Here is a 15218-nt window from a genome sequence, read left to right as displayed (position 1 = left end):
GCAGTGGGGGGAGGGTTCAAGGCCAACGTCCAAACGGACGTTGGCCTTGGAGTTAACGCATCAGCCGCGATGACGGCCGCGGAAGTAGTTGATCAAACCTTGTGTCGAGGCATCGTCGGCCAGGGTTTCTTCGGCGCCGGTCAGGCGGTTGTAGACGCCCTTGCCCAGTTCCTTGCCCAGCTCCACGCCCCATTGGTCGAAGGCGTTGATGCCCCAGATCACGCTCTGCACGAACACCTTGTGTTCATACATCGCGACCAGAGCGCCCAGACGACGTGGGCTGATGCGCTCGACCACCAAGGTGTTGCTCGGGCGGTTGCCCGGGATCACCTTGTGCGGTGCCAGCTTCTGCACGTCGTCTTCCGCCATGCCCTTGTCGCGCAGCTCGGCTTCGGCTTCGCTGCGGGTCTTGCCGAGCATCAGCGCCTGGCTCTGGGACAGGCAGTTGGCGTACAGCCACTGATGGTGGTCGGACACTGGGTTGAAGCTGACGATCGGCACGATGAAGTCGGCCGGAATCAGTTGGGTCCCCTGGTGCAGCAACTGGTGGTAAGCGTGTTGGCCGTTGCAACCTACGCCGCCCCAGATCACCGGGCCGGTATCGGTAGAAACAGGCGTACCGTCCTGGCGCACGCTCTTGCCGTTGGATTCCATGTCCAACTGTTGCAAGTGCTTGGTGATGTTACGCAGGTAGTGGTCGTACGGCAGGATCGCATGGCTCTGCGCGCCCCAGAAGTTGCCGTACCACACGCCCAGCAAGCCGAGCAGCACCGGCATGTTCTGTTCGAACGGGGCGTTCTGGAAATGCTGGTCCATGGTATAGGCACCGGACAGCAGTTCCTTGAAGTTGGACATGCCGATGGCCAGCGCAATTGGTAAGCCGATGGCCGACCACAGCGAGTAACGCCCGCCGACCCAGTCCCACATCGGGAAGATGTTTTCTTCGCGAATACCGAAGGCCACGGCGGCCGCGTTGTTGCTCGATACGGCGATGAAGTGGCGATACAGCTCGGCTTCCGAACCACCCTGGGCCAGGTACCAGGCGCGAGCGGCCTGGGCGTTTTTCAGGGTTTCCAGGGTATTGAAGGATTTTGACGAGACGATAAACAGCGTGGTCTCGGCGCGCAGCTTCATGGTCAGTTCGTGGAATTCGCTACCGTCGATGTTCGCCAGGTAGTGGCAGCGCACGCCTTTGTGGGCGTAGGACAACAGCGCTTCGGAGACCAGCTCCGGGCCGAGGAACGAGCCACCGATACCGATGTTCACCACGTCAGTGATCGGCTTCTCGGTGTAGCCACGCCACAGGCCGTCGTGGATGCGACCGACCAGGTCAGTGATCTGGTTCAGCACCTTATGCACGTCCGGCATGATGTTCACGCCATTCACCGACAGCTTGTCGCCCACTGGGCGGCGCAGGGCGGTGTGCAGGGCCGGGCGGCCTTCGGAGGAGTTGACCGGCTCGCCGTTGAACAGAGACTTGATGGCGCCTTGCAGGTCGACTTCGTTGGCCAAACCCACGAGCAGGTCGCGGGTTTGGCTGGTGATCAGGTTTTTCGAGTAATCGAGGAAAAGTCCGCAGCTGCTCAAAGTGAATTGGGAAAAACGCTGAGGATCGGCATTGAACGCTTCGCGCATGCTGAAATCCTGCATGGCTTGGCGATGTTGATTGAGCGCTTGCCAGGCGGGCAGAGCGGTAACGTCATGAGGAGTGCGGTAGTACGCCATCGCTGCGGGTTTCCTTTTATTACGGGGACTGCCTTTAGGACACTTCAAAGCCCGGAACATCCCACCTGTCGTCAAGGATCGGGTTCCGGACAGCGCTAACCAAGAGCGCAGGGCGATTACATTAAACCTAGCGTGTGAATATGTCTTGGCTTTGTCTGCGCTGTGGCCGGTACTTTTTTATACCGGCACGGCGGGAAGGGCAACTGGAGGGGGTTAGTTGAGGTTCAGATGCAGGTTGTCGATGAGGCGGGTGGCACCGAGGTAGGCCGCCACCAGGATCACAATGTCGCGATCTTCGGCGGTGGCCGGACGCAGATGCACGCCTTGGCGCACTTCGAGGTAGTCCAGGCGCAACCCGGCGGCTTCGATCAGGCGCACCTGCTCGGCACGCAGTTTGGTGAAGTCGCGGTCACCGGCTGTGACCGCAGCGCCGATATGGCTGAGGCTGCGGTACAGGACGGGTGCGATGGCGCGTTGTTCTTCCGTGAGGTAGCCGTTGCGCGATGACAGCGCCAGGCCGTCGTCGGCACGCACGGTGGGCTCGCCGATGATTTGGATCGGCATGTTCAGGTCATGGACCATGGCACGGATGACTGCCAGTTGCTGGTAGTCCTTCTGGCCAAACACGGCCATGTCCGGTTGGACCATGTTGAACAGCTTGCTGACCACTGTCGCCACGCCTTCAAAGTGCCCCGGGCGGCTTGCGCCACACAGGCCCTCGGACAATTGTGGGACGCTGACGCGGGTCTGGCCGGTCGTGCCGCCGGGGTACATTTCCTCGACAGTGGGCGCGAACAGCAGGTTGCAGCCGGCTTGCAGCAGCTTCTCCTGGTCGGCGGCCAAAGTGCGCGGGTACTTGTCCAGATCTTCGCCAGCGCCGAACTGCAGCGGGTTGACGAAGATGCTGGCGACCACGAAGTCCGCCTGTTGCGCCGCCTTGGTCACCAGGGTGGCGTGGCCGCTGTGCAGGTTGCCCATGGTGGGCACGAAGCCAATGCGTTTACCGGCGTTGCGGGCGTGGGTCACAGCGGCCCGCAGTTCGCGTACGGTTTTTACGGTGTTCATGCAGAGAATCCGTGTTCGGCGCCAGGGAAGGTCACGGCTTTGACTTCAGCGACGTAGGCGCTCAGGGCGGCGTGGATACTGTCCTGGCCGGTCATGAAGTTTTTCACGAACTTCGGCACGCGGCCGGTGATCGACAGGCCGAGCATGTCGTGCAGCACCAGTACTTGGCCGTCGGTGGCCGAGCCTGCGCCAATACCGATGACCGGTACTTTGACAGCCTGGGTAATTTCAGCAGCCAGTTCGCTGGGCACGCATTCGAGCAGGATCATCGCGACCCCTGCCTGTTCCAGGGCGATGGCATCAGCACGCATCTGGCGCGCCTGGGCTTCGTTGCGGCCCTGAACCTTATAGCCGCCCAGGATGTTGACCGACTGCGGTGTGAGACCCATGTGGGCGCATACCGGCACGCCTCGTTCTGCCAGCAGGCGGATTGACTCGGCGAGCCACACGGCGCCTTCTACCTTGATCATGTGCGCACCGGCACGCATCAACTTGCCTGCGTTCTGGAAAGTCTGTTCGACGGTGGCGTAATCCATGAACGGCAGGTCGGCAATGATGAACGCGCCATCGTTGCCACGCTTGACGCTGGCGGTGTGGTAGGCGAGTTCGTCGGTGGTCACTGGCAGGGTGCTGTCATTCCCTTGAAGAACCATGCCGAGGGAATCGCCCACCAGTAACACTTCAACCCCGGCCTGGCAGCTGGCGTGGGCAAAGGTGGCGTCGTAGCAGGTCAGCATGGTGATTTTTTCACCTTTGAGCTTGAGGCTCTGCAAGGTGGTCAGGGTAACGTCTGGCATGAAAAGGGTCCTCGTTCAGGCGCTTGGAAACAGCGAGTAACGCGCGTGAGTCTTCGTCTATACAGGCGCACTGTCTTGAGAGCAGTGCTTATAAGGCCTGGATTGCGCCCTTTAGCGCCGGGTTGGCGGCAGCGGGACGCCTATAGTCGTGAGGAGGGCACGGGAAGTCAATTGGATGTGTTACCGCATTGTTACGGACGGGGTGTTACCGCTGTTACTGATGCGATTCAGCAATGTGAACGGCGTTTTCGAAGACGCTGGAGATCAAAATGTGGGAGCTGGCTTGCCTGCGATAGCATCACCTCTGTCTCAATGAAAGACCGAGGTGTCTGCATCGCAGGCAAGCCAGCTCCCACATAGACCGAGTCATTCTTGCGGGATGCGTTCCAACCCGACAAATGGGCAACTCGTCAGCAGGTGGCTGAGATGTTGGCCATCAGGCAGTGTCAGCTCAGCGGGCGCCAACTCGGCCAGCGGATACAGCACAAACGCCCGCAGATGCATCTGATAGTGAGGCACCTTGAGGCGCGGCTCGTCGATCAGGCGATCGCCGAACAGCAAAATGTCCAGGTCGAGTGTGCGAGGGCCCCAGCGCTCAAGGCGCTCGCGGCCCTGGTCGTTCTCGATGGCCTGCAAGGCGTCCAGCAGCTCCAGGGGTGTGAGGCTGCTGTCGAGGGCGGCAACCGCATTGGTATAGCGCGGCTGGCCCGGAAGCAGGGAGTCACTTTGATAAAACGCAGATACACCCGCAACGGTGGTGCCGGGCAATTGCGCCAGCGCTTCGATGGCGCTGCGCAATTGCTGTTCCGGGGCAGCCAGATTGCTGCCCATGCCGATGTAGATACGTTCCACGTTTATTCGCCCGAGGTATCGGCCGCGCTGCGTTTGCGCTTGCTGCCACTGCGACGACGCTTCTTCGGGCCTTCGCCATCGCCTTTGCTGCCGAGGTCACGAATCATGTCGCGGCGCTCGCTGTCATTGGCGTCCTGGTAGTCGGTCCACCATTCGCCCAGGCCGTCGGTCTGCTCGCCGGCGCTTTCGCGCAGCAGCAGGAAGTCGTAGCCGGCGCGAAAGCGTGGGTTGTCCAGCAGCAGATCGGCACGTTTGCCGCTGCGGCGGGGCAGGCGCTCCTGCATGTCCCAGATCTCACGGATCGGCATGGTGAAGCGCTTCGGAATAGCGATGCGCTGGCACTGTTCGGCGATGAGTTCGTGAGCGGCTTCCTGCATGGCTGGAATCGGCGGCATGCCACGGTCCTGCAGGCGCAGCACGCGTTTTGGCAAGGCCGGCCACAACAGTGCGGCAAACAGGAACGCCGGGGTTACCGGCTTGTTCTGCTTGATGCGCAGGTCGGTGTTGATCAATGCCTCGCTGATCAGCGTGTGGGTATAGGTCGGGTTGTGTTCCAGTGCTTCGGCGCTGGCCGGGAACAATGGATCGAACAATTGCAGGTCGACCAACATTTCGAAGGTGTCGGCCGCGTAGCCCGAGAGAAACAGCTTGAGCACTTCTTCGAACAGACGTGCCGAGGGGATTTCCCGCAGCATCGGTGCCAGCTCGCGAATCGGTGCAGCAGTGTGCTTCTCGATGCCGAAGTTCAGCTTGGCGGCAAAGCGCACGGCCCGCAGCATGCGCACCGGGTCTTCCTGGTAACGCTGCGTCGGGTCACCGATCAGGCGAATCAGGTTGTTGCGAATGTCGTGTACGCCATTGGCGTAATCGAGGATGCGCTCGCTGACCGGATCGTAATAGAGGGCGTTGATGGTGAAGTCGCGGCGCTGCGCGTCTTCTTCCAGGCTGCCATAGACGTTGTCGCGCAAGATGCGCCCGCTTTCGTTGCGCGAAGACTGATTGGTGTCTTCCTCGTCATCGTTTTGCGGGTGACCGGCGCGGAAGGTTGCGACTTCGATGATTTCGCGGCCGAAATGGATGTGCACCAGCTTGAAGCGGCGGCCGATGATTCGCGCATTGCGGAACTCGGCGCGCACTTGCTCGGGCGTGGCGCTGGTGGCGACGTCAAAATCCTTGGGCGTGATGTTAAGCAGCATGTCGCGCACGCAACCACCTACCAGATAGGCCTGGTAACCGGCGTTCTGCAAACGTTCGACGATATTCACCGCATAACGGCTGAATTGAGCACGTTGCAGCGAATGCTGGCTGCTATTGAGCACTTCAGGCGTGCTGCGTTTGTGTTGCGTACGACGCAAGGGAGAACGGAATGACTGGAACAACTTCTTCAGCATGGGATGCACTGTTTGAAGGAATGTTCGGCCATAACGAAGAATGACCGCATGATGGGCGGGGATTCTAGCATTTAGTCAGGGGATGGTGTAGGAACAAGCTGCAGGCCTTGCGCCATAAGCCTTGAAAGGTCAAATCCCGGAAACTACAAGGGGAGCCGAAGCTCCCCCAGAAGTAGTTGCGTGCTCTATTTTTATTATTGGTTGCGGGCTTCTTGTTTTTGTTGATCGCCCTCGCCATGAAGCTTCACCTTCATGACACTCCCAATCGGGAGCCAAGAGCAAACGGATTGCTTTGGTCGCTGTGTTGCTGATCTACGATCCAACCAGTTCAGGCTCTGCCTTAGGGCAGTTTTTGTTGTTCTCGGCCTGGTTGCGGGGCAAGCCCCAAATGCAACGCCTCTCCAAAAGAATCAGTTAGCTGCGCCTCCGCCGTGTTGTTTTTGTTATGCGTGAGTCGATTCGTCTTATTTTTATTGTCTTGTACAAAGCTTGTTATTGTTTTTGTACTAAGCATATAGCAGGGTGCGTGCCAACTTTTGCACCGACCAACAAAACCAGGGGTTTGAGGCGTTTTTTGGTTTTTGACAGGCCAAAAAAAGCCGGGGCTTCGTTACCGTAAGCCCCGGCTTTTGTTACGCAAAAAATCAGCGGTAACAGTTTTTTCACAACTGAGGGTGTTACCTGTGGGGGAACACCCTCAACTCTCGCTGGCTACCCCGGTCTTGCGGCGTGGAATGCCCAGGCGCTGGCGGCGTTCCCACAGGCATTTACGGCTCACGCCCAGTTTGCGTGCCAGTTCAGTCTCGGTCATGTGGTCCTGGTGTTCGAGGACGAAATGCTGGAAGTAATCTTCCAGTGACAAATCCTCAGTCGGCTCATGGCTGGTATTGCTGCCACCGCCCTGTTGCGGGGCCAGGCCGATGAAATCGTCGTCTTCCAGGTCGCTCAGCTCGATATCAATGCCCAGCAACTCAGCGGAAATCTCCGGGCTCTCCGACAGGATTACCGCGCGCTCGACGGCGTTTTCCAGTTCCCGCACGTTACCTGGCCACGAGTAATGCCGAATTGCCTGCTCGGCATCCGGGGCAAACTTGAGGTCGGTACGGTTGATGCGCGCGCTCTGGCGTAGCAGGAACGCATTGGCGATCTCGTTGACGTCCGCGCCACGCTCACGCAGGGCTGGCAGCTTGAGTGCAATGACGTGCAGGCGGTAATACAAGTCTTCACGGAACTGGCCGATCTTGGCCAGGCTCTTCAAGTCACGGTGGGTGGCCGCGATCAGGCGCACATCGACCTTCTGCGATTGCACCGAACCCACTCTGCGAATCTCGCCTTCTTGCAGCACGCGCAGCAATCGCGCCTGAGCTTCCAGTGGCAGCTCGCCGATTTCGTCGAGGAACAACGTGCCGCCGTCCGCTGCCTCTACCAGGCCAGCACGCCCAGCGCTGGCGCCGGTAAAGGCGCCTTTCTCGTGGCCGAACAATTCGGACTCGATCAGCGATTCCGGGATCGCCGCACAGTTCACCGAGATCATCGGCGCTTTGGCACGCTTGGACAGGTTGTGCAGGGCGCGGGCGACCAGTTCTTTACCGGTGCCCGACTCGCCCTGGATCAACACATTGGAGTCGGTTGGCGCCACTTTGCGGATCTTGCTGTACAGGTCCTGCATCGGTGGGCAGGAGCCGATGATGCCGATTTCGCCGTTGCTGTTATCAACCCCGGGTTTGTCGGCGGTTTTGCCGGCGGGGCGCTGTTCGGCAGGCGCACTGCTGGCCGACTGACGGTCGCGCAGGATACGGGCCACGGCCTGGAGCATCTCGTCATGGTCGAACGGCTTGGCGATGTAGTCCACCGCGCCCATCTTCATGGAGTCCACCGCCGAGCGCAGGCTGGCGTAGCTGGTCATGATCAGCACCGGGGTGCCCTGGCCAAGCTTGATCAGCTCAGTGCCCGGCGCGCCCGGCAGGCGCAGGTCGCTGACAATCAGGTCGAACGTGGGAATGCTGAAACGCTCCTGGGCTTCCTGCACCGAGCCAGCTTCGCTGACCTGGTACTGATTACGTTCAAGCAGGCGACGCAAGGCAGAGCGGATAATTGTTTCGTCTTCGACGATCAAAATGTGCGGCATTGATTCAATTCTCTCGACGGTCTCAGTTCACAGCGGACGTCGCTTCGACATGACGCGGCAAGGTCACCCGAATACGGGTGCCGCGTTGGCTTTCGGTGTCAGCCGGGCTGTCGATGGTGATTTGTCCATAATGCTCTTCAACGATGGAATAGACCAGTGCAAGGCCCAGACCAGTACCTTCACCTGGGTCCTTGGTGGTGAAGAAGGGTTCGAACAATCGGTCCATGATGTTCTGTGGAATGCCGCTGCCTTCGTCTTCGACGATCAGGTCGACCGTATGCTCGAAAGCCTCGGTCTTGACACGTACCGCGCCACCGGCCGGGGTTGCATCACGGGCGTTGGACAGCAAGTTGATCAGCACTTGGGCCAGGCGTTGCGAGTCGCCGTCGACCCAGTGTTCCGGGTCGCACAAATTGAAGAACTGTACTTCGAAATTGCGCCGGTTCAAGGCCAGCAGCCCAATGGCGTCCTGCGCCACTTCGGCCAGGCATACAGCTTCATCCTGATTCTGATGCGCACCGGCGTGGGCGAAGCTCATCAGTGACTGCACGATGCGCGAGACACGCTTGGTCTGCTCAAGGATTTGCCCGCTGATCTCGGTGATTTCGCCGTCTTCCTCGCGTTCTTCCCGCAGGTTCTGCGCGAGGCACGCGATACCGGTGATCGGGTTGCCGATCTCATGGGCTACACCGGCTGCGAGGCGACCAATGCTGGCCAGGCGCTCGGAGTGCACCAGCTTGTCTTCCAGCATCTGGGTTTCGGTCAGGTCTTCCACCAGCAATACCAACCCACTGTTGCCAGGGGCAAGTGGCTCGTCGATGGCCGCTTTGTGCAGGTTCAGCCAGCGCGTCTGGCCGTCGAGGGCCAGGTGTTGTTTGTGCAAGTGTTCGTCGGGCAGGTTGATGAAGCCTTGCAGAAGCTCCTTCCACGGCTCGCCCAGAGTATTAAGACGCGAACCGACGACCCGTTGCGCGGCGATGCCGGTGAGTTCTTCCATGGCCTTGTTCCACATCAGGATCTCCTGATCCTTGGCCAGGGAGCAGACGCCCATCGGCAATTCCTGCAGGGTCTGGCGGTGGTAGCGGCGCAGGGCATCGAGTTCGGCTGCAAGGCCGGTAAGGCGCGAGTGGTAGTCCTCCAGGCGGCTCTCGATGAAGTGGATGTCTTCGGTCACGTAGTTTTCGCCACCGGCCTTGTAGGGCAGGAAGGTTTCCACCATGTCTTGGGACACGCTGGGACCCATCAGCCCTGACAGGTTGGCTTCGATACGGTCGCGCAGGCGACGCAGCGCATACGGGCGGCGTTCGTCAAAGGGCAAGTAGAGGTCGCGCAATGCCTGTTCGACTTCTTTTTGCGCGGCCTTGGCGCCGAGCGGCTTGGCCAGTTGCGTGGCAAACTCCTGGGGCGAGGCGGCATGCAGTTCGCGGCGTTGTGGGCGGCGCACGTTATCAACCGCGCAGGCCTCGGCGGCGCTGGTTTCTTCGGGGCTGGCGTTGGTGAACAGCGAGATCAGGGTGAACATCAGCACGTTGGCGGCCAGCGACGCAATGGCCGCCATGTGCCAACTGGTGTCGTCCAGCACGTAGATCATGTTCAGCAGCGGGATGTAGAAACCCTGCAGGTTGCCGACCAGCGGCAGCAGCATGGTCACGATCCACACCAGGATCCCCGCCAGCAGCCCGGCGATAAAGCCACGACGATTGGCCGTCGGCCAGTACAGCACCGACAACACGCCTGGCAGGAATTGCAAGGTGGCGACAAACGCGACGATGCCCAGGTTGGCCAGGTCCTGGCCCGCGCCCAGCAGCAGGTAGAACCCGTAGCCGGCCATGATGATCGCGACGATCAGTGCTCGGCGCGTCCATTTCAACCAGCGGTAGATATTGCCCTCAGCGGGCGGCTGGTACAGCGGCAGTACCAGGTGGTTGAGGGCCATGCCTGACAGCGCCAACGTTGTGACGATAATCAAGCCGCTGGCCGCCGACAGACCGCCGACATACGCCAGCATCGCCAGGGCCGGGCTATTGGCGGCGATGCCGATGCCCAGGGTGAAGTATTCGGGGTTGGTGGTGGCGCCCAGTTTCAGGCCAGCCCACAAGATTAGCGGTACCGCCAGGCTCATCAGCAGCAGGAACAGGGGCAGGCCCCAGCTGGCGCTGACCAGCGAGCGCGGGTTGAGGTTCTCGGTGAAGGTCATGTGATACATGTGCGGCATCACAATCGCCGAGGCGAAGAACACCAGCAGCAGGGTGCGCCACGGGCCTTCCTGCAGCGGAGTATGCAAGGCGGCGAGGGCGGTCTGGTTCTGCAGCAGCCACAGTTCCAGTTGCTGCGGGCCGTCGAACACGCCGTAGAGCGCGTAGAGGCCGACGCCACCGATGGCTATCAGCTTGATGACCGACTCGAAAGCAATCGCGAAGACCAAACCTTCGTGTTTTTCACGGGTGGCGATGTGGCGCGAACCGAAGAAAATCGTGAACAACGTGATCAGCGCGCAAAAGGCCAGCGCGACGCGATGCTGCACGGGTTCGCGGGTGAGGATACTGATGGAGTCGGCCACTGCCTGGATCTGTAGCGCCAACAACGGCAGCACGCCGATCAGCATGAACACCGTGGTCAGTGCGCCGGCCCAGGTGCTGCGAAAGCGGAAGGCAAACAGGTCGGCCAGGGACGACAGCTGATAGGTGCGGGTGATTTTCAGGATCGGGTACAGCAACACTGGGGCCAGCAAAAACGCACCGGATACGCCGAGGTAGCTGGAGAGAAAGCCATAGCCATATTGATAGGCCAGGCCCACCGTGCCATAGAACGCCCAGGCGCTGGCATATACGCCGAGGGACAAGGTGTACGTCAACGGATGGCGAATGATCGCCCGCGGGATCATCCCACGCTCACTGATCCAAGCCACCCCGAACAACGCAGCCAGGTAGGCAGCGCTGACGAGCAGCATCTGGGTGAGGCTAAAGCTCATCGGCATCTTTTTGGCTCTGCAGGATGAAAGTCACGACGATCAGGATCAACCACAGCAGATAAGGGCGATACCAGGCGCCCGTGGCGTCGATCCACCAATCCATGATGGCGGGAGAAAACAGGTAGATCCCGACGACCAGCAGCAGGACCAATCGATAGATGTACATGTTGGCCTCTGATTGAAAAACTGCGGCGATGGTAACGGATGCTTGGCAAGCTGCAAGGGGCTTCAGCTCAATTGCGCTTCGGCCAGCGTGAGTGTGCGCGGGATCAGTGTTGCATCCCAGTGCGCGATGCCCCAATCCAGCAGTTCCCGTGGGTTGGCGTGTAGCAGTTCATCGCCGGCTTGTTGGCCGAGGGCACGCAAGGCTCTCAACAGCAAAGGCGTGGCTTGGTCGGGTGTCAACGGCGGGGAGCGGTAGGACTTGCCCAACTTGTTACCGTCGGGCTGGATGATCAACGGCACGTGCAGGTAACGCGGTTGGCGCAGGCCCAGCAGTTCTTGCAGGTAGAGTTGGCGGGGCGTGGAGTCCAGCAGGTCAGCGCCGCGCACGATGTCGGTAACACCTTGCCATGCATCGTCGAGGACCACGGCGAGTTGATAGGCGTACAGGCCATCACGGCGACGGATGATGAAGTCGCCTATATCGCGGCCCAAGTGCTGTCGGAATTCGCCCTGCACGCGGTCAGTAAAGTGGTATTCCAGCTCCGGTACACGCAAACGGATGGCGGCGTCTTGCTGGTCATGCCCGGCATTGCGGCATAGGCCGGGATAGATGCCGTTATAGGGTTCCAACTGCTTGCGCGAGCAAGTGCAGGCGTAAGCCAGGCCATGGTTGAACATATCGTTCAGCACCTTGGCGTAGGCATCATGCCGCTCGCTCTGTCGGACCAGTTCCCCGTCCCACTCAAAGCCGTAGCTTTCCAGGGCGTGCAGAATCGCCGCCTGGGCACCAGGTTCTTCGCGGGGAGGGTCGAGGTCTTCCATACGCATCAGCCAGCGACCTTGGTTGGCGCGGGCGTCGAGGTAGGAGGCGAGGGCAGCAACCAGGGAGCCAAAATGCAAATGGCCGCTGGGCGTAGGGGCGAAGCGCCCGATATAGGTAGAGGCTGTCATGGGCCGGATACTACTGGAAAATCGGTAAACGCCAGAAACAAAAATGGGGCGTTGGTACGCCCCATTCGCTCAGCTCGGAAGGATTACTTGCCGACCTGTTTTTCCTTGATTTCAGCCAAGGTCTTGCAGTCTACGCAGAGGTCCGCGGTTGGGCGGGCTTCCAGGCGACGGATACCGATCTCGACGCCGCAAGACTCGCACCAGCCGTATTCTTCGTCCTTGATCAGCTGCAGCGTCTTGTCGATCTTCTTGATCAACTTGCGCTCGCGATCACGGGCGCGCAGTTCAAGGGCGAATTCTTCTTCCTGGCTCGCACGGTCGGCCGGATCAGGGAAGTTGGCTGCTTCGTCCTTCATATGGTCAACCGTACGGTCGACCTCCTGCATCAAGTCCTGTTTCCACTTGTTCAGGATCTTGGTGAAGTGCTCGCGCATGGGCTCGCCCATGTACTCCTCACCTTTCTTCTCTACGTAAGGTTCGAAGCCATTGAGGCCTTGAGTCTGCTGTTGCTTTGCTTGGGTGGACATGAATAGACCGCCTCTCACTCTTCTAATCCATTGCGCAGGATTGCAACGTCACCGACACCTGCCGGCCCTGCGGCTGCAAGCGGGCGAACTTACCAGATAGATTCGGGGTGCGCCACTCCCGGTTGTCGAGGCCCATGCCCCCCAGGTCGCAAACGCAAGCGGCCCGTCGTGGCTGGGTATGAATCGTCTCGAATGTTGATTTTAGTCGTTTTGCAGGCGCTTGCTCGGTTCATCTGGGACGGCCGAGCAGGCAATAGAACATGTTTTACCGTGAGGGTTCGGTAGAATCCTGTTTTTGTCCTCACCGTTAAGGAAGGCTAATGGTCCAGCCCTACAGTGCGCGCAGTCGCGCCATCGAACCTTTTCATGTCATGGCGCTGCTGGCGCGTGCCAACGAGCTGCAGGCGGCCGGCCATGATGTGATCCATCTGGAAATCGGCGAGCCGGATTTCACCACGGCCGAGCCGATCATCCAGGCGGGCCAGGCCGCACTGGCCAACGGCAAGACCCGCTACACCGCTGCCCGTGGCTTACCGGAGTTGCGCGAAGCCATCAGCGGCTTCTACCAGCAACGTTACGGGTTGAACATTGACCCCGAGCGCATCCTGATCACGCCAGGCGGCTCGGGCGCGTTGCTGTTGGCCAGCAGCCTGCTGGTCGACCCAGGCAAACACTGGCTGCTGGCCGATCCGGGTTACCCGTGTAAAATCGGCATTTTCTGCGGCTGGTGGAGGGCGCGGCACAACTGGTGCCGGTGGGCCCCGATGTGCGCTATCAACTGACCGCTGACCTGGTGGCCAAACATTGGAACCAAGACAGCGTCGGCGCGCTGGTCGCGTCCCCGGCCAACCCGACGGGCACCATTCTCACTCGTGACGAATTGGCTGGGCTGTCGGGCGCAATCAAGGCGCGTAACGGCCACCTAGTGGTGGACGAGATTTACCACGGCCTCACCTACGGCACCGATGCCGCCAGTGTGCTGGAAGTGGATGATGACGCCTTCGTCCTAAATAGTTTTTCGAAGTATTTCGGCATGACCGGCTGGCGCCTGGGTTGGTTGGTGGCACCGCCAGCCGCAGTCGGGGAGCTGGAGAAGTTGGCGCAGAACCTCTACATCAGCGCGCCAAGCATGGCCCAATATGCGGCGTTGGCCTGTTTTACCCCGCAAACCCTGAGCATCCTCGAAGAGCGCCGCGCCGAGTTCGGCCGTCGGCGCGACTTCTTGCTGCCGGCGTTGCGCGAGCTGGGCTTCGGCATCGCCGTCGAGCCGGAAGGGGCGTTTTATTTATACGCTGATATCAGCAAGTTCGGCGGTGATGCCTTCGCGTTCTGCCGACACTTCCTCGAAACCGAGCACGTTGCCTTTACCCCAGGGTTGGATTTTGGCCGCTACCAAGCCGGTCATCATGTGCGGTTTGCCTACACGCAAAACCTCAATCGGCTACAGGAGGCGGTTGAACGAATCGCTCGTGGCTTGCAGAGTTGGCAAGGCTGATGCGCTTTCATCCTCCCCTCGAAGAAGGCCGGCTGATTCGCCGCTACAAGCGTTTTCTTACCGATATTGAAACCATTACCGGTGAGTTGCTCACTATTCACTGTCCTAACACCGGCTCGATGCTCAATTGCATGGTTGAGGGTGGGCAAGTCTGGTTCAGCCGCTCCAATGACCCCAAGCGCAAGCTGCCAGGTACTTGGGAGATCGCCGAGACGCCCCAGGGACGGTTGGCCTGTGTCAACACTGCGCGGGCCAATCAGCTGGTCGAAGAGGCCCTGCGCGCGGGGGGGATCACGGAGCTCAATGGTTTTACCGCGTTGAAGCGTGAGGTGCCTTACGGCCAGGAAAACAGCCGCATCGATTTTCGCCTGGATTACCCGGACGGTGCCGCTTATGTCGAAGTCAAAAGCGTAACCCTTGGCTTTGACGGCTCCCCAGTGGCAGCCTTCCCCGATGCAGTCACTCAGCGCGGCGCCAAGCACCTGCGGGAGCTAGCCCATCTTGCGCGCGACGGTGTGCGGGCGGTGCAGTTGTACTGCGTGAATCTTTCGGGGATTGATGCGGTGCGCCCTGCCGTGGAAATCGATGCCGGCTACGCAGCGGCATTGCGTGAGGCCAAGGCTGCAGGCGTGGAGGTGTTGGCGTATGGCGTGCGGGTGACACCTGAAGAAGTCTGCGTTGATCGGCGGCTGGACGTGTTGCTCGACTAGAGTTCTACCCACAAGCCCTGTGCATCTTCACGGCCGCGCAGGGCGGTGAGGTTTTGGCCAGCGCACGGGCCGGAAATGCATTCGCCACTTTCGATCAGGAACAATGCGCCGTGCGTGGCGCACTGGATCAGGCTGGCACTTGAATCGAGGAAGTGGTCGGGCTGCCATTCCAGCGGAATGCTGCGATGGGGGCAGCGGTTGATATAGAAGTAGGCAACACCGTCCCGGCGCACCGCCAACAATTTGCAACCATCGATTTCAAAACCAAGGCTGCTGTCTGGCGCGAGGGTGTCGGAGGAGCAGAGAAACTTCATTTCAATCCTTAAGTGCCTTGACGTTCAAATGCAAACAATTATCAAATGCCGGCTTCGCCCACTGGCCGCCTGGGCGCTCAATACGATGCCAGGCAGACGTTATCTGTCACATCGATGAGCGCTTGAG

General features: G+C 60.1%; 12 protein-coding genes and 1 pseudogene. 2 read left to right on the top strand and 11 right to left on the bottom strand.

Going from position 1 to position 15218, the window contains the following annotated elements; genetic code table 11:
* Positions 1-60 precede the first annotated feature (60 nt).
* The 10 genes from pgi to dksA all read right to left on the bottom strand — a co-directional run bounded on the left by pgi (position 61) and on the right by dksA (position 12572).
* On the bottom strand, positions 61-1725 hold the full coding sequence (gene pgi, locus CFE47_RS28265; protein WP_185708481.1) for a glucose-6-phosphate isomerase: 1665 nt from the start codon (positions 1723-1725) through the stop codon (positions 61-63).
* A gap of 213 nt (positions 1726-1938) precedes the next feature.
* Positions 1939-2790, bottom strand: a complete 852-nt coding sequence (gene panC, locus CFE47_RS28260; RefSeq protein WP_286842062.1) for a pantoate--beta-alanine ligase — start codon at positions 2788-2790, stop codon at positions 1939-1941.
* A complete protein-coding gene (gene panB / locus CFE47_RS28255; protein ID WP_185708479.1) occupies positions 2787-3587 on the bottom strand; it encodes a 3-methyl-2-oxobutanoate hydroxymethyltransferase in 801 nt (266 codons plus the stop codon). Before panB ends, panC begins: the two co-directional genes overlap by 4 nt.
* 366 nt (positions 3588-3953) lie before the next feature.
* Positions 3954-4439 carry a 2-amino-4-hydroxy-6-hydroxymethyldihydropteridine diphosphokinase gene (gene folK, locus CFE47_RS28250; protein ID WP_286842059.1) on the bottom strand — a complete coding sequence of 162 codons (486 nt, stop codon included), beginning with the start codon at positions 4437-4439 and terminating at the stop codon, positions 3954-3956.
* Between the two features lie 2 nt (positions 4440-4441).
* Positions 4442-5830: a polynucleotide adenylyltransferase PcnB gene (locus tag CFE47_RS28245; protein ID WP_185708477.1), complete on the bottom strand. Its 1389-nt coding sequence runs from the start codon at positions 5828-5830 to the stop codon at positions 4442-4444.
* Between the two features lie 697 nt (positions 5831-6527).
* Positions 6528-7958: a sigma-54-dependent transcriptional regulator gene (locus tag CFE47_RS28240; RefSeq protein WP_185708476.1), complete on the bottom strand. Its 1431-nt coding sequence runs from the start codon at positions 7956-7958 to the stop codon at positions 6528-6530.
* 22 nt (positions 7959-7980) lie between these two features.
* Positions 7981-10935: a sensor histidine kinase gene (locus tag CFE47_RS28235; protein ID WP_185708475.1), complete on the bottom strand. Its 2955-nt coding sequence runs from the start codon at positions 10933-10935 to the stop codon at positions 7981-7983.
* On the bottom strand, positions 10919-11095 hold the full coding sequence (locus CFE47_RS28230; RefSeq protein ID WP_003176118.1) for a hypothetical protein: 177 nt from the start codon (positions 11093-11095) through the stop codon (positions 10919-10921). The genes CFE47_RS28235 and CFE47_RS28230 overlap by 17 nt, the downstream gene beginning before the upstream one ends.
* 62 nt (positions 11096-11157) lie before the next feature.
* Positions 11158-12045 (bottom strand): tRNA glutamyl-Q(34) synthetase GluQRS, encoded by an 888-nt coding sequence (gluQRS, locus tag CFE47_RS28225; RefSeq protein ID WP_286842056.1) that lies wholly within the window; start codon positions 12043-12045, stop codon positions 11158-11160.
* Positions 12046-12128: 83 nt separating this feature from the next.
* Positions 12129-12572 (bottom strand): RNA polymerase-binding protein DksA, encoded by a 444-nt coding sequence (gene dksA, locus CFE47_RS28220; RefSeq protein WP_025857127.1) that lies wholly within the window; start codon positions 12570-12572, stop codon positions 12129-12131.
* A 320-nt stretch (positions 12573-12892) separates the two neighbouring features.
* On the opposite strand from dksA, the pseudogene CFE47_RS28215 reads away from it, so the two are divergent.
* Both CFE47_RS28215 and sfsA read left to right on the top strand, forming a co-directional pair.
* A pseudogene (locus tag CFE47_RS28215) lies at positions 12893-14067 on the top strand (pyridoxal phosphate-dependent aminotransferase).
* A complete protein-coding gene (gene sfsA / locus CFE47_RS28210; RefSeq protein ID WP_286842053.1) occupies positions 14067-14777 on the top strand; it encodes a DNA/RNA nuclease SfsA in 711 nt (236 codons plus the stop codon). Before CFE47_RS28215 ends, sfsA begins: the two are co-directional and overlap by 1 nt.
* Here sfsA and CFE47_RS28205 read toward each other — a convergent pair.
* Entirely contained in the window at positions 14774-15091 is a 318-nt protein-coding gene (locus CFE47_RS28205; RefSeq protein WP_286842051.1) for a Rieske (2Fe-2S) protein, read from the bottom strand. The two genes, sfsA and CFE47_RS28205, sit on opposite strands and share 4 nt — an antisense overlap.
* Positions 15092-15218: the final 127 nt, after the last annotated feature.

This window comes from Pseudomonas sp. PGPPP1 (assembly GCF_002255865.1).
GTDB classification, from domain to species: domain Bacteria; phylum Pseudomonadota; class Gammaproteobacteria; order Pseudomonadales; family Pseudomonadaceae; genus Aquipseudomonas; species Aquipseudomonas cremoris.
The sequence above is the reverse complement of the archived record's forward strand: the minus strand, read 5'-3'. Positions and strand labels throughout refer to the sequence as shown.